The organism is Endozoicomonas sp. PH6C (assembly GCF_059322965.1).
This window is the reverse complement of sequence record NZ_CP185342.1, coordinates 6,054,535-6,076,042: the sequence shown is the minus strand read 5'-3', so window position 1 is coordinate 6,076,042 and position 21,508 is coordinate 6,054,535. Positions and strand designations below refer to the sequence as shown.

The window sequence follows — 21,508 nt, the reverse complement described above, 5'->3', positions numbered from 1 at the left end:
CTCACAGGAGCCAGCTCTATGTGAGGGATAGGTCAGATATCCCAGTGCAGACCCAGATTAAAGCCCTTGATGCTTTCATCGTTATAGATGCCCTTGGTGCCATCCATATCGATTTCGTAGAGGCGGTAGCCAGCCTGCAGTTTCAGGTCGGCAAACAGGTAAAAACGGGCACCCACTTCCAGATCGTTAAAGTCAGTATCTTCAGAGCGACCTGCGAACAGCTTGCTGTAAAAGCTGATAGTGCTGGCCTGAAACAGCTCCACATCGGCAGTTAACATGGGGATTGTATCGCTGAATGAGGCGTCCCGGTATTTACCGCTGTCAAAGCGACGAACCCCCAGACCCAGGTCCAGGGCAATATTGCCATTATCCAGAATTTCGTAGTAGCCGGAGGCATCGTAACTGTCGAATTTCAGCTTGTCATGATTGAGTTTGCTATAACCTGCCGCGAGATTGGGGAGCAGTGGGATGGGGTGCTCTATCTGTCCGTAAACAGTGTGAAAGTCACCGTGATCGGCAGTATTCCAATAGTTGTAACCCAGTTTTGCGCCAATAATATCTGCCTGGGCAAGGGTAGAGCTGGCCGCCAGGATGACAGCCGTCAGAATCAATTTTTTCATTTGTCGTTATTGCTTAGATAAAAATAACAAAATTACCGTTTGTGAGCACTGGCTCCCATGCTGACTTTTACCTATAGCCAATGCTCAGTGATATTTCATGTCCCTGAGGGAGAGGATGTGGCGATAAATCCTAACTTCGTCTATATAACTGTGTCTAGAAAAAGATAACTCCAAAAGCTCTAAGGCAGCCGGTTCTGAATTATCAATTTTTAGCAGTGGTGAACTCTGATGCGTTTAGTTCAAATGGCTTTATCCAGTCTGACTGGGGCTTTCCTTTCACTGTCCATGGCACATGCGGAAGCAAATGCAAATAAAGCGTGTTGGCTCTCTACCTATTCCAGCAGCTCGTATAACGTCGATGCCCTCTCTGAAATCATTGAGTCTATGGACGATGTGCCACTTTGTGTGACGAATTCGCCGACACGCTCTGGTATTGAGGTTGGGCATGTGTCTCTTGAGGGGGTAGAAGGCGCCGAGGTTCTGGCCTGCTTGTATAAGGATGCCAACGGAAATAGCTCTTACGGTTATGAGTTTCAGTGGCTATTGGCCAATTACACTCAGTTACAGGAAGCAGAAACCTCTAATCCCTATTTGAAGGACCCTGCGGGAATTAGTACTGAACTTTTTCTATCAAAACGTTTTTTTGAGTTTTGTGATCTACCGACAGGTGAGCCCGAGGTTGATGCTAAGGATGCAGAGTATCAGGGAGAATCAACCCCCGGTGGTGGAGACAAACCTACCCAGGAACACGAGCCTGCCACGCAGGGACTCAGGTTCTGTACGGGTAGCGGAACTGAAGAAGTTCGTGGAGAAGAGCACCGTTACTTCTCTTTTGGTACTAAATCAGCCGATGGCGAGCGCTGTGAGCTGGGTGGGTCTCGTTATTACGAAAATCAGGTTTTCTCAGACCTGGCATCGGAAAATCAGGTATGCAGGTTCCCTGAATATGTTAAAGGCAACATTGATGTCTGCAAGTTTGATATAGGGACTCATAACGGCCATTACTGGATTCGGGACGGTCAGGAAATGAAGCATTCTGCCAGGGATCTGGGTGAGTGTGCCCGTTTCAACTACGAACCAAGGTTCTGCATGGATATGAAGGGTCACTGCATTATTGGCAGAAAAGTCAAACACGATAGTGATCACAACCGCAACTACTGTTATGTCTGCAATGAACAGATAACTCAGGAAGCGAAAAAACTGGACTGGAGCAAGATCAAGTGTATTACCCCTTGATTTAAGAGGCGGTTTCCAAAGATCCCGGCTCATAACACAAATTGGATGTGTTATGGGCCGTGAGCACTTAAAACACGGGAGTTATCAGAGTCTGCGAACTTTAAACTTCCGGCCCTTAATTCTGCCCTGTTCAAGGCGAGCCAAGGCTTTTCGGGCATTTTCTCTTTTAATGGCCACATAGGCGACAAAATCAAAGATATTGATTTTGCCAACTTGATCTCCCGGAATGCCAGCGTCACCAGTAAGAGCACCCAGAATATCACCAGGGCGCACCTTGTTCTTTTTTCCTCCGTCAATAGCCAGTGTCACCATTGGGGCTTTTGAGGGTGGCTGTGTTGCTGGCTTCAGTGCTCTGTGGTCACCAAAAGTCAGTTCCGTCCGCAGGATATCGGCAATAGCATCCAGCTTGTATTGCTCACGGGAGGTGTGCAGGTTTAGGGCCAGCCCTTCCTTACCGGCACGACCTGTTCGCCCGACTCTGTGGACATGGACTTCCGGATCTCGACTCAAGTCATAATTGATGACGGCGGCCAGGTCATCAATGTCCAGACCCCGGGCTGCGACATCGGTAGCAATCAGAACATCGGCACTCTGGTTTGAAAATCGGACCAGCATCTGGTCTCGTTCTCGCTGTTCCATATCACCATGGAGTACCAATGGCTTGTAACCCTGATCATAAAGATATGTTCCAACTTCTTTACAGGTCTGTTTGGTATTACAAAAGATGACAGCAGAACCGGGCTGATAATGGTTGAGCAGTTTGCAGAGGGTTTCTGATTTATCACCGTTCTCAGCTTGATAGAAAAACTGTTGAATGTGCTGGTGAGTATGCACTGACGCAACGGTGACTTCTTCAGGTTCAGACTGGAACTTTTGGCTCAAAGCCCTGATCTGTTTGGGGTAGGTAGCTGAATAAAGCAGTGTTTGCCTGTCTGGTGGGGTGTGATCCAGAATGTTTTCAATGGCATCAATAAATCCCATATCCAGCATACGGTCGGCTTCATCCAATACCACCGTCTTTAGATGCTCGATAGTCAGTGTTCGCTTACGCAAATGATCCTGAATTCTTCCCGGTGTACCGACGACGATATGGGCACCATGGGAGAGTGAGCTGATCTGTGGACCAATAGGTTGCCCACCACATAGGGTAACGACCTTGATGTTCTGCCGGTAGCGAGCCAGTTTTCGAATCTCGTTGGCGACCTGGGTTGCCAGTTCACGAGTCGGGCTCAGCACCAGTCCCTGGCAACCAAAAAAGCGTTGATGAATGCCCAGTAGCATAGCAATGGCAAAGGCTGCCGTTTTACCACTGCCGGTTTTGGCTTTGGCAATCAGGTCTCTGCCAGCCATGGCCAGAGGTAAGCTTTTTTGTTGGATAGGGGTCATTTCCCGGTAGCCAATCTGCTCCAGGTTGTGCAGCAGCGCTTCGGGCAGCGGCAAGTCGGAAAAAGGTTGTGTACTCAAGGTTTACTCTCTACCGTGAAAAGTCTGCATCATTCAAATCTGTGCGGCAATGCAGTTTGGGCCCGGATTATAACAGAGCTGAGGAAAAAGCGCGGACGTGGGCTTAGAGATAGATAGGTGCCAGAGTAAAAATCTGTATCAGCGGCTTAAACTGGTTGATGATCCAGTCAAACAAGGCGCCTATCTCTCTCCTGTCTATGAGGAAGTGCTGTCCTGACAGGCTCAGCATAACATCGCCCGATGCTTCAGGCTGAAAGTTAATCACAGTGACCTGTTGGTCCGGGGTTATCAATTGAGCGATAAAGGGGGTTTGTGCTCCGGTCAGTGCTTCGACATTCTGCAAAGCATCACCTTCAGCTGGATTTTGCTGGAAGCCATAATCTGGCATTGATAGCGCAAGTTTGGCCTGATCCTGAGTCTTTTTAAGTTCCCGTATAGCGCCAGTATGTTCGATAGGAGCATATTCTTGTGAAGAAACCCCCAGTCGTTGGATATGTTCGATGATGGCGACTGTTAGAGATTGAGTCAGTATAGCCCCGGCAGAAGCGCCTTCTGATGACGGGGCGGGATCGTCTGGGACAGCCTCGTGAGTAAAAACAGCCAGTTCTGTCACCCCTTCATGGTACACAAAAGCACTTAGGAGGAGGGGCAGGTTTTCGATACAAATGGGCGAACTCTGCAGACCCAGCTCTGTAATAATCAGAGCCTGCTGGTTTTCTACAGGGTGAATATGGATAACCGTGATCATCCCGTCTTTTTGGGTCATCCGGATAATAAGGTATTTACCTGAAAGCAAAAGCGACTTGAGATTCAACAGGGATTGAGCTGCAAATTCGATATTAAAATGCGACAACAGTGGGAGCAGGACAGGCAGTTCCACCTTGTCTCTCAGCAGCAACATGGCTTCCCCGGGTGGAAGGGCTGAAGCATGAGTGCCTGATATTCCATAACCTCTCTTTTCAAGTCGTTCAATAAGGTTGTAAGCAATAGATGAACCTTCTAAATCCTGCACAGAAGTCCGCACGGTTTGAAACTCTTCATGACCTCCTTGTTCGGCGGGTTCAATAATATTGTGAGCAACAGATGGAGTGGTTGTCGTTATCATTTCAGCAGGCAATGATTCGACGGCCAGATTTTCGTGGGGGTCATCGTGAGTGGGTAAGCTGGTCTTGTGCTCTGCCGTCCCTTCAAAGCTGTATTTGGCAGTGGCTGGCAGCGATAAACCGGAACGTGAACTCACCATGGCAGAAGAAGAAATATAGCCGCCTGTTGCCTGCCCCGGATCGAGTAACAAACGGGCCCTTTCCATCAGGTCCGCCAGTGAAGAGGTATGATCTCTAACGTTGTAATAGGGGCTTTGTTCAGCTTCCGTCGATACCGTTTCAGCAGCATAGCCATAGGTTAGCTGAAACTCCATATCATCTTCCAACTTATTGATTTCATCTGACATGCACTGAAGACAGAAGTGCCCCCCGCTGCCGTCCGGTTCCATAGCCATGCTGTGTTTCGAACACACAGGCATGTCACAGGAGGGCCTGTCAGCTGCTTTTGCCTGATACGTTGATGCCGCTACACACAGCATCAGTACAAAGCTCATAAAGAAAGCAATTCTGACTGAAAAGAGTTTGACAGAAAATAAGGAGTCCATTGCCGTAGTCATTCATAATTTTATTTTGATAATCCGACAAAGCGTAGAATAAAAATTGTCATATTGCTCAGGTAAAAATTGGTCAGAATGACCGTTTGCACACTATGGAAGAGGGCGGTATCTGGATTTTTGGAGGTAGACGGGTGAATAAATCAGGGAATTGACCGACTTATAAACAGAATACTTCCAAGGAACAGACCATGAGCAAACAACCCTCCTCAACAGAGCTGGAAGCGGGGGCTAACCCTTACATCTGGCTGACTGGGCTGATCTCAGGGGGGGCATTGTTTGTGATGACCCTGGTGCTGCCTGCACCTGAGAATATGCCTGTTGCTGCCTGGCAGTGTGCTGGTCTGGCACTGATGATGGCGGTCTTCTGGTCCATGGAAATACTCCCTATTTCAGTGACCGCACTGTTACCTCTTCTGCTGGCTCCGTTAGTTGGCCTGTTATCTCTGGATAAAGTCGCTTCGGCTTATGCACACCCTGTCATCTATCTGTTTATGGGAGGCTTCATGCTGGGTCTGGCTATGGAGCGCTGGAACCTGCATCGGCGGATTGCGCTTTTGACCATGCTGGCTTCTGGTACCGGTGAACGTCGGCAGGTCATAGGGTTCATGCTTACCACCGCCTTTATCAGTATGTGGGTGTCCAATACTGCAACGGCCATAATGATGTTACCCATTGGTATGTCAGTGATCGCAATGATGAAAGAAGAACGGGGTTCTCACGGACACTTTCCTGCGACTCTGCTTCTGGCTATTGCCTATGGCGCCTCCATCGGCGGCTTTGGCACTTTGATTGGAACACCACCCAATGCCCTGTTGGCGGCTTTTCTCAGCGAACAATACGGCATTGAAATTGGCTTTGCCCAATGGATGCTGGTAGGTATGCCTGTGACGCTGTTAATGCTGCTGGTCACGGGCTGGTGGCTCAGTTCCGGGGGCTATGAGCTTCGTCCGGGAGAAAATGAATCTGTACGCCTGTCTTTAAAAGAGCAATTAGCTGAAATGGGTTCCTTAAGCAGGGCTGAAAAATGGGTGGCAGTAATTTTTACTACGACCGCATTATGCTGGGTTTTCCGACCCTGGCTGTCCGGCTTTTTACCAGACATAAAGCTGACTGACACTGCCATAGCCCTTACTGGTGGGCTGCTGATGTTTATCATTCCCGTCCGCTGGGGTGAAAAGCTCGACTTTCTTCTTAACTGGAAAGATATTCGCAGGTTGCCTTGGGATGTTTTGCTGCTGTTTGGAGGCGGTCTGAGTCTGGCGGCAATTATCCGTAAAACAGGGCTGGCAGAATGGATTGCCAGCAACTTCCAGGTATTGGATGGACTGCCTACCATTGCCGCCATAGTCCTGGTGGTTTCTGTGATTATCTTCCTGACTGAAATTACCAGTAATACAGCGACTACGGCTGCCTTCCTGCCGCCTCTGGGTGCGCTGGCTGTCTCCCTTGGCCTGGACCCGGAAGTTCTGGCTATTCCGGCAGCCATAGCCGCCAGTTGTGCCTTTATGTTGCCCGTTGCCACTCCCCCCAATGCAATCGTGTTTGGTTCGGGGCTGTTATCGATTCGTCAGATGATTCGAAGTGGCCTGATTCTGAATCTGGCGGGTATCGTGATTATTACTGTTTTGTGCGCTCTGCTGGTGGACAGGGTCTTCTAGCCAGAAAATCTGAAGTTTTAGACTTCAGACGCAAAAAGGTAAGCGGTAAATGCTGCCCAGCTCAGAGCCAGTAAAAGCCAGGGCAGCCAATGCTGTCTATAGCGGGTCAATTCCTTAGTGATGGTTTCAGTTTCTGCGGCAGGGTTCTCTACCTGCCTTTTAACTTTTTTCAGGTGTTTGTCGAGTTCTCTGGCTTTGGCTTTTTGCTGCTTTTTATAGTGCTCAATGCCTTTCTGGATGCCCTGGGCGATCAGCCTGGTCTGCTCTTTGCTCTGGCCGGGTCGCTGGGTGGCCCTGGCTACAGACATAGCCTCTTCACGGGTTTTGGATGAATCGGTTTTCTTCCGGGGGCTGGCCATATCGTATAACAATCTTGGGGAAGGGAGAGACGGATAATAGAGCAAGACCCCGACGAAATCAGCTCAGATTTCTATCTTTTGTGTGATGCGCGTTGGATCACATAGAGTTTCATATCAAAGCGGCACTGCAGAGCACCCAGGCTGGCCAGCTTTTCTTTCTGGGAAGGTTTGACATGCCAGTAATGTGGGGTCATTGCCAGTAAGTCCATGATATCTTCTGCTGAATTCAGCTGCATACTGCCTTGAACCGCTTTTGTTTCTGTCAGGTTAAAACTTTCAGGAAGTTGATCAAGCAGTTTATCCACAGGGTAAGGCCTAACCGCTTCGTAGATAACCTGACGAAGTTCCAGCAAGTGCTTCTCTCCGGGAGACATCACCAAAACATGCCCTTCAGGCTTTAACAGCCGCGCAAATTCGTTCCAGTCGCATCGTGAAAATACACTTGCAATGACGTCAACTTCCTGGTCTTTAACGGGAATGTCATTAACACTGGCAACCAGCCACTGGACAGTTTTGCTTCTTTTGCAGCAGGCCATTATGGCAGGCCTGGAGATGTCAATGCCGACTACTGCGGCTCCCGGAAACGCCTGTTGCAGCCTTTCTGTGTAATACCCTTCACCGCAGCCGGCATCAAGAATAGACCGATTACTTTCTGAAAATTTCTCAAGGCTGTCCAGAGTTTTGGCAAGTGAATCAGCCACTGGCTGATAGTAGCCTTTGTCCAGAAAACGGGTTCTGGCCTGAACCATTGTTTTGTCATCGCCGGGGTTTTTGCTGCGTTTTTTATGCCCCGGAAGAAGATTGAAATACCCTTGTCTGGCTCGATCAAACTGGTGATTCCGGAGGCAGCCCAGACCCGTACCGGAGGTGTGGAATGAATGTGTCAGAGATTCGTGGCAGACGGGGCAGCGCAGAGTCAGGGTCATGATTACCAGTAAAGGTTTTTTTGATAATGCAAATGCAGCGCATCCGGGCCTTTAAGCCACTTCCACGATTTGCTGGGAACTGGATTTAGCTCAGAGCTGCTCGAGCCGGGAAGTTTACTGTAATTACTGCTTTTTGCCATGAAAAAAATGTCCGCAGCGCCGAACATTAAATCAGCTATGACTTCTAATGGCCTAATTCAGGGCGCTTATTTCAACAGCGGATGATTTTCTGGCAGTTGGCGAGATATCCACAGCGCCAGTTTGCGTTTCATGCTTGGTTCTGACTCTTCCCCTTTCACCAGAGGTTGTATCAACTTGTCATGAACCAGCAGGCGGTATAGATATTCAACTTTTTGCTTGGCGGAATCTGTCGGTTCAAACTGACCTACTTTGCGTTTTTGGGCATAAATAGCTCCGACTCTCAGAGCTTCTTTGACCAGCTCGCTTTCATTTTTGAGTTTTTTCATTGGCTACCCGGTTTTGTTCTCCAAGGTTCACAATAAAGGGTACATCATAATAGCTCAACTGATCTCATGCTCCCGAGTAGTTTGCACTGAGGACCTGCCTGAGGTAAGCAATTCCAGAGTTAATTTGAGTACTATTGGCTAAATCCGGCACCAGACCCTGTTGTTTTTTCTTACCATGGAATAGCCACTCAATGGACTGCAAAGAATGTTTTGGGTTTTTAGAGGGTGTCACCGATAAAAACACCCTGTCAGACCCTTAAATTCCACTTCTTAAAAAGAAAATTCAGACACCAGAGTGGCCCGACCAGCAGAAACTGAATGTCTTCAAAGAAAGAGGGTTTTTTGCCCTCTATCTTGTGGCCGATAAACTGGAAGATCCAGGACACCCCAAAAACAGTAATGCTCAGGGTCAGTAAATACTCACCAAGGCTGGCGGCGATGCAACTCATAACTGCGTATAAGGCAATTATGGCCAGAGATAAAGGCAGAGACAGCATAAAGTAGAAAATCAGGGTCATGGCCATGACCACAATGACCGCAGCAGGGCTGAAAGACCAGACAATGCCAATAATACTGAACATAATTGCCGGAACGCAGATCCAGTGAATCTGTTTGTTGGTGGGGTCCTGGTGACTTTCACCATAGGCTTGGAGCCATTCACTCAGGGGTCGTATTTGCATAGGGGGCCTCATTCTAATGAAACCTGCTAAAGCAGCGTTTTTGTTATTCTTGTCTTTATTCTGCGTAATGCCTGCTACTGAACCCAGTGGCAGGCATGTCAATGATACCTCGCACCATGGAGTTGTTCACAATGATTTTAAAATGCGTCACTGTTTTTCAGAGTTAGCCAGTTATCAGGAGCACTGCTTGCCTTACTGACAAGGAGTGTTTCCTGCTGATTCTGATTCATGGCTGCGATCAACGGTTGTGTGGTCTTTTTAAATCGCTTCAATGCATCACCTTGCAAAGGTTCACCGGTTGGCAGTCTCGCGGTCATAGGATCCACTGCCTTGCCATCGATAAACAGTTCGTAATGCAAGTGGGGACCAGTGGACAAACCGGTATTTCCGGTTTTACCAATCAAATCGCCTTTGCGAACCTTTTGCCCTTCTTTCACATGCAGTTTGCTCAGATGAAGGTACCGGGTGACATAGCGACTGCCGTTTCGCATTTCGATAAAGTGACCGGCTGCCGGGTGATTGGTTTTTGCTTTGACGATGACGCCGTCAGCTGGAGCATAAATGGCAGTTCCTACGGGCACAGCCCAATCTGTTCCATTGTGCGGGCGAATCTGGCCGGTGATGGGATGCTTCCTGGCTGGATTAAAACCGGAACTGACCCGGCCCTTTTTACCCAGAGGGTACCGGGAGAAAGAGCTGCCGAGTATTTTTCCTTCCGGTGTATAGTACTTCCCATCGCTGTAGCGAACCGCCGTGTGGATTTCGTCCTTCTGATAGAGTCGGGCAGCCAGAATGACACCGCCAGCTCCCTTCTTGTTTTTCAGGGAATTGTCAGTCAATAGTTTAAAGCGATCACCAGCCTTCAGATCTTTACTGAAATCAATCTTATATCGGAAAATGGCCGCAAACTTATGAATGAATGAGCTTGAAACACCCGCTTTTCGTGCACTCCGGTAAAGGCTCCCCTGAATTTCGCCGGTAAAAGTTTTGAACAGTTCAAAAGCAGCGGGTTCATGCCTGTCAGTGGAATGAGCAAAAGCAATCTTTGAGAAAGACACTGAAAGTATCAGAGCGGCAGGCAAGCTGCGTCTGACTTTGATGGTGAATGATTTGCTGGTCGAGCGATGAGGCCTGTCAAACAGTCTGGTGCAGGCTTTATAAAATGAATCGGCAGGCATTCATCAGGACCCCCTGTGGAAAACTGCAGGCAGTATCACAGCCCTCGAAAAAGTGGACTATGGAGGCTTCTCCTTAATAGGTCTGTGATCAGGATAAGCGATAACACTGGCTATCGGGATTTTTACCAGGCCGACATCGGACAGGAAAATAAAAAGGGAACAAACGAAGTGATCGAATGTGGACTTTCGTACAATCGGTTGTTCTTTCAGAGGTTTCTACTTAGAACAAAATCCATCTATCAGTATTTTTATATATCAGTAAGCAATAATTCTGCTTTTCTAACATTTGCACGTCTGTATCATGTGGCCGCTTTAATGGGTGAACGCACTCATCAATAGGCGTTTTCGCCCGTTACCCTGTTGTTCTGGCTCCCGCTATGGGCATGAATCCCTTGTTTACTTTTTTCCTGTAAAAACTCAACTCCGCCAGCCCTCAGAAAGGAGGCTGGCTCTCAAATCTCATGGTTTCTGCCGTGGCAGGGTGTTTGAATGTCAGAAGGCTGGCGTGCAGGCGCAAACGGTCAGACGCTGCTCTGGCTTCATCATGAGCGTAAAACTCACAGCCCAGAATAGGGTGTCCCAGCTCAGCCAGGTGAACCCTGAGTTGGTGAGACCGTCCTGTCACGGGCTCCAGCCAGACCCTGCCGTGAGTGCCATCACCCGCTACGGAGTAATACCGGGTCAGGGCCTTTTTTCCCTGCTCATGATCCACCTTTTGTCTGGGTCGGTTAGGCCAGTCGCAAATCAATGGCAGGGATATCTCTCCGGAGTCTTGTTCCGGCGTTCCCCAGACTTCTGCAATGTACCCTTTCTCCACTTCCCGATCCTGGAACTGTCGGCTCAGTTCTCTGTGGCTGGCTGCATTCAGGCCGAACACCATGAGCCCGGATGTGGACATATCCAGCCTGTGGACCACCCGGGTTTCCGGCTCAATGGCAAGCAGGCGCGCATGAGCGCTGTCGTTATCGTTGGGTGGACGACCGGGAACGCTTAACAATCCCGCAGGTTTAACAACAACCACCAGTTCGGAGTCACGGTACAGCTCAGTCAAAGGTTCCTGACAGTGAGGCGCAATAAAGGTCATGCAAAAAGGTCAATAATGAATGTGCGGGCATTATGCAGGGATTGAGGGGGGGATGAAAAGTAAGACTTCTAATCACTGCTGCTGTCACCACCGGTAAAGCCTACGCTCGTAGTATCCAGCTTAAGGACTCTGCCCGACAAAGTGAAACCTGACATTGAGTTTTCATAGCTCATCTTTTCTTAGTATTATATCTCTTTCACTTGAGCAAATGCTTGAATCTGTCGAGGGCCAAATTTTTTTGTTTTCTTTTAAATTGGAGTCTCTAAAAAATAATCTCTGATTGTGAAGGTAGTAATCAAAATCTTCCCAGCAAATGACTAATTTCCCAGTAGCAATTTTTTTTAACCGTATGTAAGCGGTCATTCTTCCAGGCATTTTTCTTAATTCTTCCAGATTGGTTTCTTTTGTTAAAAAAACACCATTCAAGTCGGGATTTTCAGGGGGAGAAGCTGAAATCCATAAGGCGCTATGACTTAACATTCCCTCATCTGTTGTTACATTCATAGTGTAGGTCCCATAACTACCATCTCTCATTACCTGGCCGATCTCGATACGACCATCTTCATCCTGCATGGAGAGTATGAACAGTTTTTCAGAAGCGAAGGTATTTAGCTCATGAAATTCCAGATTGATATGATCAAGGCTGGCACTCTTACCATACCATGAGCCCAATAACTCAAAATAATTAATTGTTGGTCTGGCATAAGAAGACGATGTCAAAAAAATCAATATAGAAAGAAGCATGATTCTTATCATAAATAAATCTCATTACTTCGAATGCAGTCCTCATTGTAAAAAAGAATTTGCAAAATTCCAGAAAACATAACAAAAAAATTCCAGTGGACTGTCAAAGGTTATGCACAGGGTCGATAATGAATGTGCGAGCATTATGCAGTCCCCCGCTACAACATAGTTGTCGTTTTATGTCACGATACGGAAGTACCGACAATGAACTCAATCACTGGCGACTTTCTTAACGAAGCGAGCGACAAAACGTTCTATAAATTCCGGCACTTTTCTGAAAATAAGGGCACAGATCAGCAGATTGAGTACACCAAGTGTCAGGAAAAACTGTTCAATGGACAGCTCCAGTAACCCCAGGAATACCATGCCAGAAAGGGCACTGACCACCATATAGAATGCATTCTGAACATTCAGGGCAGCAATCGTCTGTGCACGACGGTTCGCAGGTGTTCTCTGCTGAACCATGGCATACAGAGGAACAATAAACAGGCCGCTGAAAAAACCAATCATGCCCAGATCCAGCAAAACCCTCAGATTCTCACTGTTTTCCATAAAGGCACTAATGGTCAGTAAGTTTGCCGTTATGGCAGGAGTGACAGCAAAATACAAATCAATTCCGAACAGGCTCAGACCCAGGGCACCAATGGGTACAATACCCGGCTCAATATGACCTTTGGAAAGTCGTCCACAGAACAGCGAACCGGCAGCGACGCCAATGATGAATATCGCCAGCATGACACTGACGACTTGTGGACTGCCTTTCAGGGTCTCGCTGGCCAGGTTGGGAAGCTGTGTCAAATAAGCAGCCCCCAGAGCCCAGAACCAGGAAATGGCAATAATGGATTTGTGAACGCTGTCGTTTGATCGGGTTTTCCGGATTATAGTCAGGGTCTGCTGAAAGAGGTTCCAGTTGATTTTCAGGTCGGGATCAGCCGCTGCAGCCCCCTGTATAAATAGAGACGCCAAATAACCCAGAACGGCAAACAGAACGACAGAAACGGCTACCCAGACAGTAGCATCAGTCTGTTCAATCAAAATACCTGCACCCAGCGTACCCGCCAGTATGGCAACAAAAGTACCCATTTCTACCAGAGCATTGCCGCCAATCAGTTCATTTTCATTCAGGTGCTGGGGAATAATGGCGTATTTAACCGGCCCGAAAAAAGCGCTTTGAACCCCCATCAGGAACAGCAGAACCAACAGGATCAGGTAGTTCTGGGTAATGATAAAGCCGGAAGCGACCGCCATGGTGACAATTTCCAGCAGTTTGACCCGGCGGATAATCATCGACTTTTCATATTTGTCACAGATCTGCCCGGCAGCACTGGAAAAAAGAAAGAAAGGAAGAATAAACAGGCCAGCAGCCAGGTTGATGTATAGATCTGAGTTAAGTGGCAGGTTTTCTGCTGCAGCGAATGCCGCCATCAGTAACAGGCAGTTTTTATAGAGGTTGTCGTTAAAAGCACCCAGAAACTGGGTCAGGAAAAAAGGTAGAAAGCGTCTTTTACCCAGCAGTGCCAGCTGACTCTGTTGCCTCATGTTAAAGCCTCGTTATTTTTTATGACAGGCTCAATGAGTCACAAATTGAGCTCAAATTCACGCTTTTCAAAAACTCATCGGCAATTATTCTCATCTTATCAGATCTGAGTACCAGAGCGTTATTGGCGTTGAGAACCTGCCTTAAGTAGGAGTCTTCAATAGAAGAGTTTGCGGAAGAGCCTTGAACCCTGGACATCATGGCACAGAGCTCTTCTGGTGAAGATGGGGCATGAGAGCCACATTGGTAATCATTCTTGGGCATGATGACAGCACCGACCCAACAATACGTCAGGCAGCCGCCTTTCGAGTGTGTCAATTCATACAGGTAATGACTGAAGGCCTGCTGAATCGCTTGCCTGCATTTGTCTTCTAAGATGTCAGGAAGATTTTTCTCTTCATCCGACAGCTCTAATGACTTCAGACTAGATTCGTAACTTCTGCGAATGGATTGGTGCGTTTTTTTCATAGCAAGCATACTTCTCTTATATTCTTCTTTTTGAGCTTGATTTTGTTGTTGATCCATGGCTGTTTCAAGCTCTTCAATCCTATTTCGCCCAGAGTTGATGTAATCTTCAAGCGCTGCCGCAGTTTTCTTATATTGATTGATTCTTTCCAATTTCGCCTTCAAGTCCGGATTGTTCTCTACTTTTTGTTGGAACAGAGCCTTGACCTTTTCTTTAATCACTGTGTCGCACCAGAAAGATCCCCCTATGATAATCACCGGACGGTGATTCTTCTTGCCTGAGACTGATTGTGAAAACGCAGGACGGTGCACCAGCATTCGTTCTATATTGGGAATGCCCTCAGGTTGGTCTGTCCAGGCGTTCTGTATAGATGAGCTGATAATGCTATCTTCCAGGTATCGTGAAACCCCGTCATGACAATGAGTGATGAAAAAGCCATAACCTTCCCTCTCCCGGAAGCGCTCATAAGCCAACCGCCATACCTGACTATTTTTTTCTCTGGACCATAATTTCCTATACCACTTTTTCAGGCAATGGGTAGCTTCGACCTTCAGTTCATCGAACTTTGCCAGCTCCCTCAATAGATCATAATAATAACTGGCCGATTCAGTATGGCCCCCATTGGTCGGCACTGGGTCCAGCCAACCTGATTTCAGGGCTTCATGGGCAAAGTGAATAACCGCAGGGTCGGTCAAGATCCTGCGTTTCAGAATCTCCACTATTGATTTAAACCATTCGTAAGGGTCTGCACCGCCCTGAACAATCATTTTTGAGTGCAATAACTTGAGTTGTTCAGTGACCTGATCTCCATCATTATTGAGCAATATTTCTCTGACTGTCGCCGTCATCGGGGACTCAATCCGGGCTAAAAAATAGCCCCCTTCGATCAATTTCTTCTCTGCATCGCCCAATGCTTCTTGCTCCAGTAACATTGAGACACCCATGGAAAAACTGGTTAGATCTTTTTGTTTCCAAAGTTTCAAGACCATTTCGGCGGTGCCTGGATTGGTTTCCGGCAATTCACAGTCTGCCTCATCGGCGTTGTCCAGTTCTTCGAGGCTCTCACCATAGGCTCTTTGATGTTTTGCTATAACAGCATCTTTCAAAAGACCTATAAAATTCGCTAACGCAGCGCTGACAGCACTTTCCATTCTGGTGGGCGTGCCAGAAGCATTTGCCATTCTGGTGGGCGTGCCAGAAGCATTTGCCATGCTGGTGGGCGTGCCGGAAGCATTTGCCATTCTGGTGGAAGTGCCGGAAGCATTTGCCATTCTGGTGGAAGTGCCGGAAGCACTTTCCATTCTGGTGGGCGTGCCGGAAGCATTTTTCTCTCTGGTGCCTGTACCGGAAGCATTACCCTTTCTGGCGGGCGTGCTGGGAGCATTTGCCTTCCTGTTAGGCTGGAATTCAGGTTTGATTTCCTTTTCCTCTACAGGTTCCCCGCCAAAAGACTCAGACTCCCAGGTTCGACCACCATCCACTGAATACTCGCCAAAGCCGTGGTTGAGGCTATTTATTTGCCGACATGGAATCCCGAAATAACGGCAAAAAGCAATAAAAACAGGCACTCGATGACGACAGGAGCCTTGCCGCTGGGTGACGAGGAAGTGAAAGAGGTTTTTTTTGCGTTCCGGTTTAGCTTTACCGGAAAACTGTCGGCAATAGTCCGAGATCGCCTCAACTCGTTGTTTTGTGGTTTCTGCGTTTTCTATTGCCCGCAAAATCTGCTGTATTTCCGGCGGGTGATCGGCAATGGTCTTGAAAAGTTCGTTCAGTACGCTTTTCATACCTTCTGAGCAGTGGGCATCAAGACGTGCTGATGGATCTGACCCTTCAGATTGGGCTTCATTAGCCAATGTCTTTTTGCCCGGTTTTCTGGATTCCACGACATAGTCGAACTGAATACTCTGATTGGCTCCGGTGCCGAGAATAATCACTGTGTGAAGCCCGGTATACCGATCCCTTATCAGTTCATATGGCAAATTGGGTTCCATACGCAGTGCCACAATATAGTCATCAGGCGTCAGGCTGGGCAATACATATTGGCCTCTTTGTGGGGGTGATTTATAGCTTGCCAATGTTTGATCACTGGTTAATGTCACTGGCTGGTCATGCCCGGGTAACGGGTCTGGTGTGAGGGTTTCGACTCCCTGAATGTGTTGATCATTAATATCGATACATTCGATATCACCCTTAACAGTCACACGAATATTCATCACCTCATAGCGATACATACTGGGAGGGGGGTTCTCAGTATTGAAGATTTTATGCTCTTCTACTGTTGGCTTCGTTAGTCTCTCAAAGTCCGTTTCCCGATCCAATGCCCGATTCACCGTCGTTTTGTTACCATCACTCGCAGCCAGGCCGCAAAAGTCAGTTTCTTCAGCCAATGCCTTAACCTGCGTCTCTTCGTTAATAGAATCGTTCAACATCTGGTTCGGCAGGTCACTCATCTGATGCCAGAATGCAGGCCAAAATTGAATGTCACGGGCATTCCATGTCTCTATCAGCTTATCAGCCTCCCGAAGATAAGGCTGGCAGGCCGGTGTTTTCAGGGTTTGTTCCTCTTCTTTCGTCATGGAGAATACGTCATCGGCCTTCACGCCGGTGCGGCCAAACTCATCATTAAACCAGCGTTGCTGCCAGTGTCGGTAAAGTGCCCGGGTGAGAATATCGCCGGACTGATACGGCTTCAGGGAGAGACCAGATGCCTGCCATTTGGCCTGAGCCACCCTCCTGATGATTTCCGCTTTGACTTCCTCTTCATTCGGACGCGCCTTAATACGAATTTCGTGGTTTTTTTCATCAATACTGTCGAGGTTACTTTTTCGTATCAACCACGGCCGATCAATGTTGGGTATGCTTTGGATGAACCATTCGCAAAGTCCGGAATCAAACTTACTTTTACCTATGGCGAGAGCGGGTGGTTCTGGCAGATTCTCCAGCGACAGTTCGGCTGCCATCAGATAAAGTCGGTAGTGCTTATCGAGGCATTGAAGCAATGCTTTTTCGGTAAAATCGCCCCCTTTGTCAACCGCTCTGGCGACATTCTGTAAATCAAGGCTGGTCGGCTGCAACGGCAGGTTTTTCTGTTGCAGGCAGGCCCTTAATCGACAGTGTTGCTCAGTCAGCTTTTTAGCCGCAGTTTTCCCTTCCGGAGTCAGTGGCAACACTTTCCCGGCAATGGTCTGCAATTCGGTCTGGTTGTACTGCCGGATCGGCAAATGTCTGAAACGCCCTTTCAGAGCCGGTGATAAGGGTTTTCGTCCGCTGTACTCAGGTGGGTTGATGGTGGCAAACAGGTGGAAACCCGGATGGGCATCACCGGCCAGAATATCGTTCAACTCACCTTCCAGATGCTGGCTGTCGATCAGATTCATTTCTGAAATCACCACGATGCCGCCTTCCACTTTTGCTTTCTGGATCGCTTCACACACTTTATCCCAGGAACAATCACAGGCATTCAGGAGAAAGACGTCCGGCCTGGATTCTCCCCGTTGCTCAGCTTGCAGTCTGACACTTTCAATCATCAGGTTCAGCGTGACATCCTTACCCCGTCCAGCCGGGCCTTCAACCAGCGTCGCCTGACGGCCGTCGTGTTTTCTGTCGTGATGGTAAGCCTGCTGACAGCGACTTAAATCCTGTCCCAGATGTTGCACCAGATCAATAACTGCCGATCCGGAGGTATCAAACTCAGGCCGGAATTTTTTGGTGAATGCTTCGAAGTCCCGCTGAATATCTGGCAGGGTGTGGTTATGAACTTTATCGCGCAGGGTGTTGTCCAGTTCGTAACGGGCAGCAAACCAGATTTCCAGTGCCGAAAGGGCATCCTGTTGAGTCTCGCCGATTTCGGGACCCAGTACATCCCGGAAACTTTGTTGGATCAAACTGTTTACTTGCTCACAGCTGGCACTGTCTCCTTCGGATAACGCACGATCCAGATACCAGCCCACCCAACTGCAGATATCGGTTAAATCCCTGGGGGTAAACTCATGGTCGGGCAATAGCTCCTGATAATATTGCCACAGTGCCATCACACTCTTGCTGGCCTTATGTGCAATACCGTTTATTTGATGGCGTTGTAAATGATTGAGCAAAGCCGGTTCCACTACTCTGTCCCGAAGGAAAGCCTGATCCAGACGTGGGTAGTAAGCCCTGGGCAGTTTCTCTTTCAGGGTCGGGGCCATTTGGCGCCCGGCGTAATGATCGGGGTTGCCAGTGAGAATCACCCGGTGTTTTTCGCTGACCCTGACAGGATGACCATTCACATAAATGCAGGGTTTCGGTTCCCACAAGCCGTTCAATGACGCCAGCAGTCCGGCTTCGGCCAGGTTGGCTTCATCCAGAACCAGGGTTACGTATTCTCCGTCTTTGTCGGATTTGGTATTGGCCCATTCCATCAATGCCCGGTTTTGCTGCACCATAGAGCGGTCGCCGTCGGCGTGTTGTTGCCACTGCCAGCGTTTTATCAGGGTCTGTTCGCTGTCAGAAGGTCCAAGGGAAATGATCTTGGCCTGTCCTGAAGCCTTTGCCATTTTGGCGGAAAAGTAGCTTTTCCCAGTGCCGGTTTCCCCTTCAAGGAATATAACGGGAGAGTCGGTAAGACGGTCATGGAGTCGGGATAATCGACGACTTTCACGATCCTTCTGACTCATCTCGCCATGATAAAGATCCCGGGCCAGTGCAGACAGAGGCTCATCAGAGGAACCCTGCCATTTCAGTGATTCAGACAGTCGATTTTCTATGCGTTCGATGCCTTTTGCCTCAGAACTCGCTGTTCTGGCGATGTGAAAACAATCGCTGGCTAGGCCGTGGATGGCATCGGATCGGGTCTGCCCTGAGTGCAAAGGTAACTGCCAGCCACAAGCCAGTGCATCTTGCAAACGTTTAATCTGTCTTGTTGGCTCGATGGTTAAGGATTGCCAGGGCTTTGTTGCCGCTGGATTGACTGCCAACTGATACGCTATAGCATCCCGTTGTTTTTCAGGCGCGTGGGCCACAATTGTGGCGCAGAGCTTGTCCAGAAATTCTTTTTCAGCCTGCCCTGACAATGGTTTTTCATAGGACAGACGTAATTCGGTACCTTTAAATACTGCCGGGTCAAAGGCTCGGGCCAGTGGCCACAGGTTCTGCCTGACAAACGTTCTATCCAATCGCGGGGCGCTATTTATGACGGCAGCTAACTGATCCGGGTCTACCGAGGCGGCTTGATCCTCATCCGGTAACAAGTACCAACAGGCCACTTTCATAAAATCACGCACGGACGGATCCTGCCGGGTTCCATGGGTGATGACGCTATTGATGGCCCTGCGCCAGTGGCAGGACAGGCGCTGTTTGGAGTGGTCAACCTGCTGTGCCCGGCGGGCAGCCAGTATCAGGCTATTCAACAACTCTTCGGTGATTTCAGGCAGAGGGTTACAAAGGTGGGCAGGAACGGTTTTAAAGGCTTCGTAAAGTTTAGCAATTGCTTGTTCTGGCAGCTCAGTCTGCGGGATTTGATGCTTGCGAGCATTAATATGCCAGAGATCGATCTCAGGACAGGGTTTACCCATGGCGACCATCAAATTGACTACTGAAGACGGACTCTTCGCAGACTCAGGCCAAAGCAGGGTGACATGTGCTTGTGGGTACGCCTGTAATTGGCCATTCACTAACAGAGGTTGCCCTACAATCAGGGGTTCCAGAAGCTGCGCAAGTGTTGGATTAGTCTCCATTCCCAGGAATACAACCGGCTTGCCAGAGGTTAATGCCTTCTGCAACTGACTCTGACGTTGTCCAAAATGCGCCTTTTGTTCGGAAGTAATATGAATGTTATCAAATAGCTGGCTGAAGCTGGTCTGTTCATTGACTTGAATAACCAGAGGCACTTCCTGCTGACTATTTATCCAGTGACTGGTCTGGGCATGATGCTGATACGTCACGGTACTAAAAGCGCGTTGATCTTTGATTTTTTGCTGCAGCTGACAGCTGCTGGACGAAGAGTGCTTATCGTTTTCTGCCAATCCCAGGGCTTCTGGCTGCCGTTTTGAATCAGCCACCTGAAGCCGGGGCTCCAGGCCTGTTGTTTCGCGAATAGTCTGCAGTGAGCCCAGCAAACGGAACCAGTCTGCCTCAGTGAGGGCAGACGTTACGGTGACTGCACCACCTGCCTGAATTTGTTCCAACAGACGGATGTTAGGGACTGCGTAGCCTTCCGGTGCAATGGCAATCGGGCTCAGCCAGTCCCTGATATTACTCTGGTTAATAATGATCGGTTTTTCTGATGTGCACTCGCTATCGTCACCCTCTTTGACAGAAGAGTGGGACAGACTTTGGAACAGTGAATGAAGCTCGTTATCCCCTACCGGCATCTGATAAAACTGAACATCGTCGGGTAACGGACAGATCTTCCCATTGCTCTCAAAGCACTGTTGCGCCAGCATCTGACGAATGCTCTGTTCAAAGGCCAGATCTTTCCAGTCAGCCCCCTTCAAAATCACCCGTTGCCCGGTCTTCAATGACTCAAGCCTGCCGGGGATGTGCCGGATTCGCCCCTGTTTATCCACGCCAGGGCCGCCGAGCAGCAACGGTCGCCAGTGACTGTGCAGGTGGCAGTCAATAAGAACGGTATTGTCGTCATCCGTGGTACTTTCAGCAGAGGGGAGTTCAGCCAATAGCGAAGGAAGCTCGTCGATCTCTATCGATGAGTCATAGTCGGTCTGTGCTTCGAACTGCCAGGTATTGCCCGGTCGATTAATTCGCCGCCAGAAATCAGCACCGGGTGCGTCTTCACGCCGGCCAACCAATGCCAACTGTTCAGGGTCTGCCAACACTAGCAGAGCAACGTGTTCGCCCAGAGGGCGTTTCTTCTGGCTGACATTATCGAACAGACAGGGGTTATCCGGGTCCAGTAGATCGTTAAGTTTAGGCAGTTCCTCACTGGTGAGCTTTCGGATATCGATCACCAGGGTCAATGGCTGTGAACTTTCAAAGAGCTTGCCCGGACTCAGAGTGTGGCGGCCCTCTTCGGAAATGCTCAACCGGCTCACCAGGTTGGCCTGTGAGAGGTCGTCGGGGTGAGAAATAACCGTAACATCCTGATGTTCATCGCAGGTTCTGGCAACCAAAAGCTGTCGAACCTCGTCATCACTGTCGACAAAACGAAAATCGAAGGAATGAGTCGCCTTTTGGAGCGAGGAATCCGCAGAGATGGTTCTCACTTTGTCAGGCAAAGTCTCCGAAGAGGACGATCTCTTTAGTCTGGACCTTACTTCAGAGCAGATTTCTACATCCTGCTTTTCCTTTGACGATACATCCAGCTTTGCCATCTTGGCTGCCATGCCATCATCAAGCAGGCCAGGATCAGAAACGCGTTTTTTGGTACTTCCAGCAATCTGGCCATCCATAGTCAATCTCCCTCTCAACTGTCATTTGAAGTTATTGAAATTGT

At 48.7% G+C, this 21,508-nt stretch carries 14 protein-coding genes; 2 read left to right on the top strand and 12 right to left on the bottom strand.

The features are described 5' to 3' along the window. Positions 1-32: 32 nt before the first annotated feature. A complete protein-coding gene (locus tag ACOMG9_RS21150) occupies positions 33-620 on the bottom strand; it encodes a TIGR04219 family outer membrane beta-barrel protein (RefSeq protein WP_448218355.1) in 588 nt (195 codons plus the stop codon). Positions 621-848: 228 nt separating this feature from the next. On the opposite strand from ACOMG9_RS21150, the gene ACOMG9_RS21145 reads away from it, so the two are divergent. Then, positions 849-1,856 (top strand): hypothetical protein, encoded by a 1,008-nt coding sequence (locus tag ACOMG9_RS21145; RefSeq protein ID WP_448218354.1) that lies wholly within the window; start codon positions 849-851, stop codon positions 1,854-1,856. Between the two features lie 84 nt (positions 1,857-1,940). On the opposite strand, the gene dbpA is transcribed toward ACOMG9_RS21145, so the two are convergent. Both dbpA and ACOMG9_RS21135 read right to left on the bottom strand, forming a co-directional pair. After that, a complete protein-coding gene (gene dbpA / locus ACOMG9_RS21140) occupies positions 1,941-3,320 on the bottom strand; it encodes an ATP-dependent RNA helicase DbpA (protein ID WP_494529367.1) in 1,380 nt (459 codons plus the stop codon). Positions 3,321-3,423: 103 nt separating this feature from the next. Then, positions 3,424-4,917 carry a hypothetical protein gene (locus ACOMG9_RS21135; protein WP_494529366.1) on the bottom strand — a complete coding sequence of 498 codons (1,494 nt, stop codon included), beginning with the start codon at positions 4,915-4,917 and terminating at the stop codon, positions 3,424-3,426. Between the two features lie 251 nt (positions 4,918-5,168). Between ACOMG9_RS21135 and ACOMG9_RS21130 the strand changes: the two genes are divergently transcribed. Continuing rightward, the gene (locus ACOMG9_RS21130) at positions 5,169-6,638 is read left to right on the top strand and encodes an SLC13 family permease (RefSeq protein ID WP_448218351.1); all 1,470 of its coding nucleotides are present in this window, start codon (positions 5,169-5,171) and stop codon (positions 6,636-6,638) included. A gap of 17 nt (positions 6,639-6,655) precedes the next feature. Here the strand turns inward: ACOMG9_RS21130 and ACOMG9_RS21125 are convergent, their stop codons facing one another. From ACOMG9_RS21125 to ACOMG9_RS21085, 9 genes are all read right to left on the bottom strand, one after another. Continuing rightward, positions 6,656-6,997: a DUF2956 domain-containing protein gene (locus ACOMG9_RS21125; RefSeq protein ID WP_422138974.1), complete on the bottom strand. Its 342-nt coding sequence runs from the start codon at positions 6,995-6,997 to the stop codon at positions 6,656-6,658. A gap of 71 nt (positions 6,998-7,068) precedes the next feature. Next, positions 7,069-7,923 (bottom strand): methyltransferase domain-containing protein, encoded by an 855-nt coding sequence (locus tag ACOMG9_RS21120; RefSeq protein ID WP_448218350.1) that lies wholly within the window; start codon positions 7,921-7,923, stop codon positions 7,069-7,071. Between the two features lie 206 nt (positions 7,924-8,129). After that, a complete protein-coding gene (locus ACOMG9_RS21115) occupies positions 8,130-8,390 on the bottom strand; it encodes a DUF5062 family protein (RefSeq protein ID WP_317144975.1) in 261 nt (86 codons plus the stop codon). A gap of 248 nt (positions 8,391-8,638) precedes the next feature. Next, positions 8,639-9,070 carry an Mpo1 family 2-hydroxy fatty acid dioxygenase gene (locus ACOMG9_RS21110; protein ID WP_448218349.1) on the bottom strand — a complete coding sequence of 144 codons (432 nt, stop codon included), beginning with the start codon at positions 9,068-9,070 and terminating at the stop codon, positions 8,639-8,641. A gap of 137 nt (positions 9,071-9,207) precedes the next feature. Continuing rightward, complete coding sequence (locus ACOMG9_RS21105) at positions 9,208-10,248, bottom strand: peptidoglycan DD-metalloendopeptidase family protein (RefSeq protein ID WP_448218348.1); 1,041 nt, start codon at positions 10,246-10,248, stop codon at positions 9,208-9,210. Between the two features lie 433 nt (positions 10,249-10,681). Beyond that, positions 10,682-11,299, bottom strand: a complete 618-nt coding sequence (locus ACOMG9_RS21100) for a pseudouridine synthase (protein ID WP_494529365.1) — start codon at positions 11,297-11,299, stop codon at positions 10,682-10,684. 195 nt (positions 11,300-11,494) lie between these two features. Beyond that, positions 11,495-12,088, bottom strand: coding sequence for a hypothetical protein (locus ACOMG9_RS21095; RefSeq protein ID WP_448218346.1), 594 nt, complete (start codon positions 12,086-12,088; stop codon positions 11,495-11,497). A gap of 198 nt (positions 12,089-12,286) precedes the next feature. Next, positions 12,287-13,615 carry an MFS transporter gene (locus ACOMG9_RS21090; protein WP_494529364.1) on the bottom strand — a complete coding sequence of 443 codons (1,329 nt, stop codon included), beginning with the start codon at positions 13,613-13,615 and terminating at the stop codon, positions 12,287-12,289. Positions 13,616-13,634: 19 nt separating this feature from the next. Further along, a complete protein-coding gene (locus tag ACOMG9_RS21085; RefSeq protein WP_448218344.1) occupies positions 13,635-21,464 on the bottom strand; it encodes an AAA family ATPase in 7,830 nt (2,609 codons plus the stop codon). Positions 21,465-21,508: the final 44 nt, after the last annotated feature.

Bases quoted from the DNA above. Each gene is read 5' to 3' on its own strand.
- ACOMG9_RS21115 (WP_317144975.1), bottom strand. From the start codon at position 8,390: ATGAAAAAACTCAAAAATGAAAGCGAGCTGGTCAAAGAAGCTCTGAGA.
- ACOMG9_RS21105 (WP_448218348.1), bottom strand. From the start codon at position 10,248: ATGCCTGCCGATTCATTTTATAAAGCCTGCACCAGACTGTTTGACAGG.
- ACOMG9_RS21085 (WP_448218344.1), bottom strand. From the start codon at position 21,464: ATGGATGGCCAGATTGCTGGAAGTACCAAAAAACGCGTTTCTGATCCT.
- ACOMG9_RS21130 (WP_448218351.1), top strand. From the start codon at position 5,169: ATGAGCAAACAACCCTCCTCAACAGAGCTGGAAGCGGGGGCTAACCCT.
- ACOMG9_RS21095 (WP_448218346.1), bottom strand. From the start codon at position 12,088: ATGATAAGAATCATGCTTCTTTCTATATTGATTTTTTTGACATCGTCT.
- ACOMG9_RS21110 (WP_448218349.1), bottom strand. From the start codon at position 9,070: ATGCAAATACGACCCCTGAGTGAATGGCTCCAAGCCTATGGTGAAAGT.
- ACOMG9_RS21120 (WP_448218350.1), bottom strand. From the start codon at position 7,923: ATGACCCTGACTCTGCGCTGCCCCGTCTGCCACGAATCTCTGACACAT.
- ACOMG9_RS21145 (WP_448218354.1), top strand. From the start codon at position 849: ATGCGTTTAGTTCAAATGGCTTTATCCAGTCTGACTGGGGCTTTCCTT.
- ACOMG9_RS21135 (WP_494529366.1), bottom strand. From the start codon at position 4,917: ATGAGCTTTGTACTGATGCTGTGTGTAGCGGCATCAACGTATCAGGCA.
- ACOMG9_RS21150 (WP_448218355.1), bottom strand. From the start codon at position 620: ATGAAAAAATTGATTCTGACGGCTGTCATCCTGGCGGCCAGCTCTACC.
- ACOMG9_RS21125 (WP_422138974.1), bottom strand. From the start codon at position 6,997: ATGGCCAGCCCCCGGAAGAAAACCGATTCATCCAAAACCCGTGAAGAG.
- ACOMG9_RS21090 (WP_494529364.1), bottom strand. From the start codon at position 13,615: ATGAGGCAACAGAGTCAGCTGGCACTGCTGGGTAAAAGACGCTTTCTA.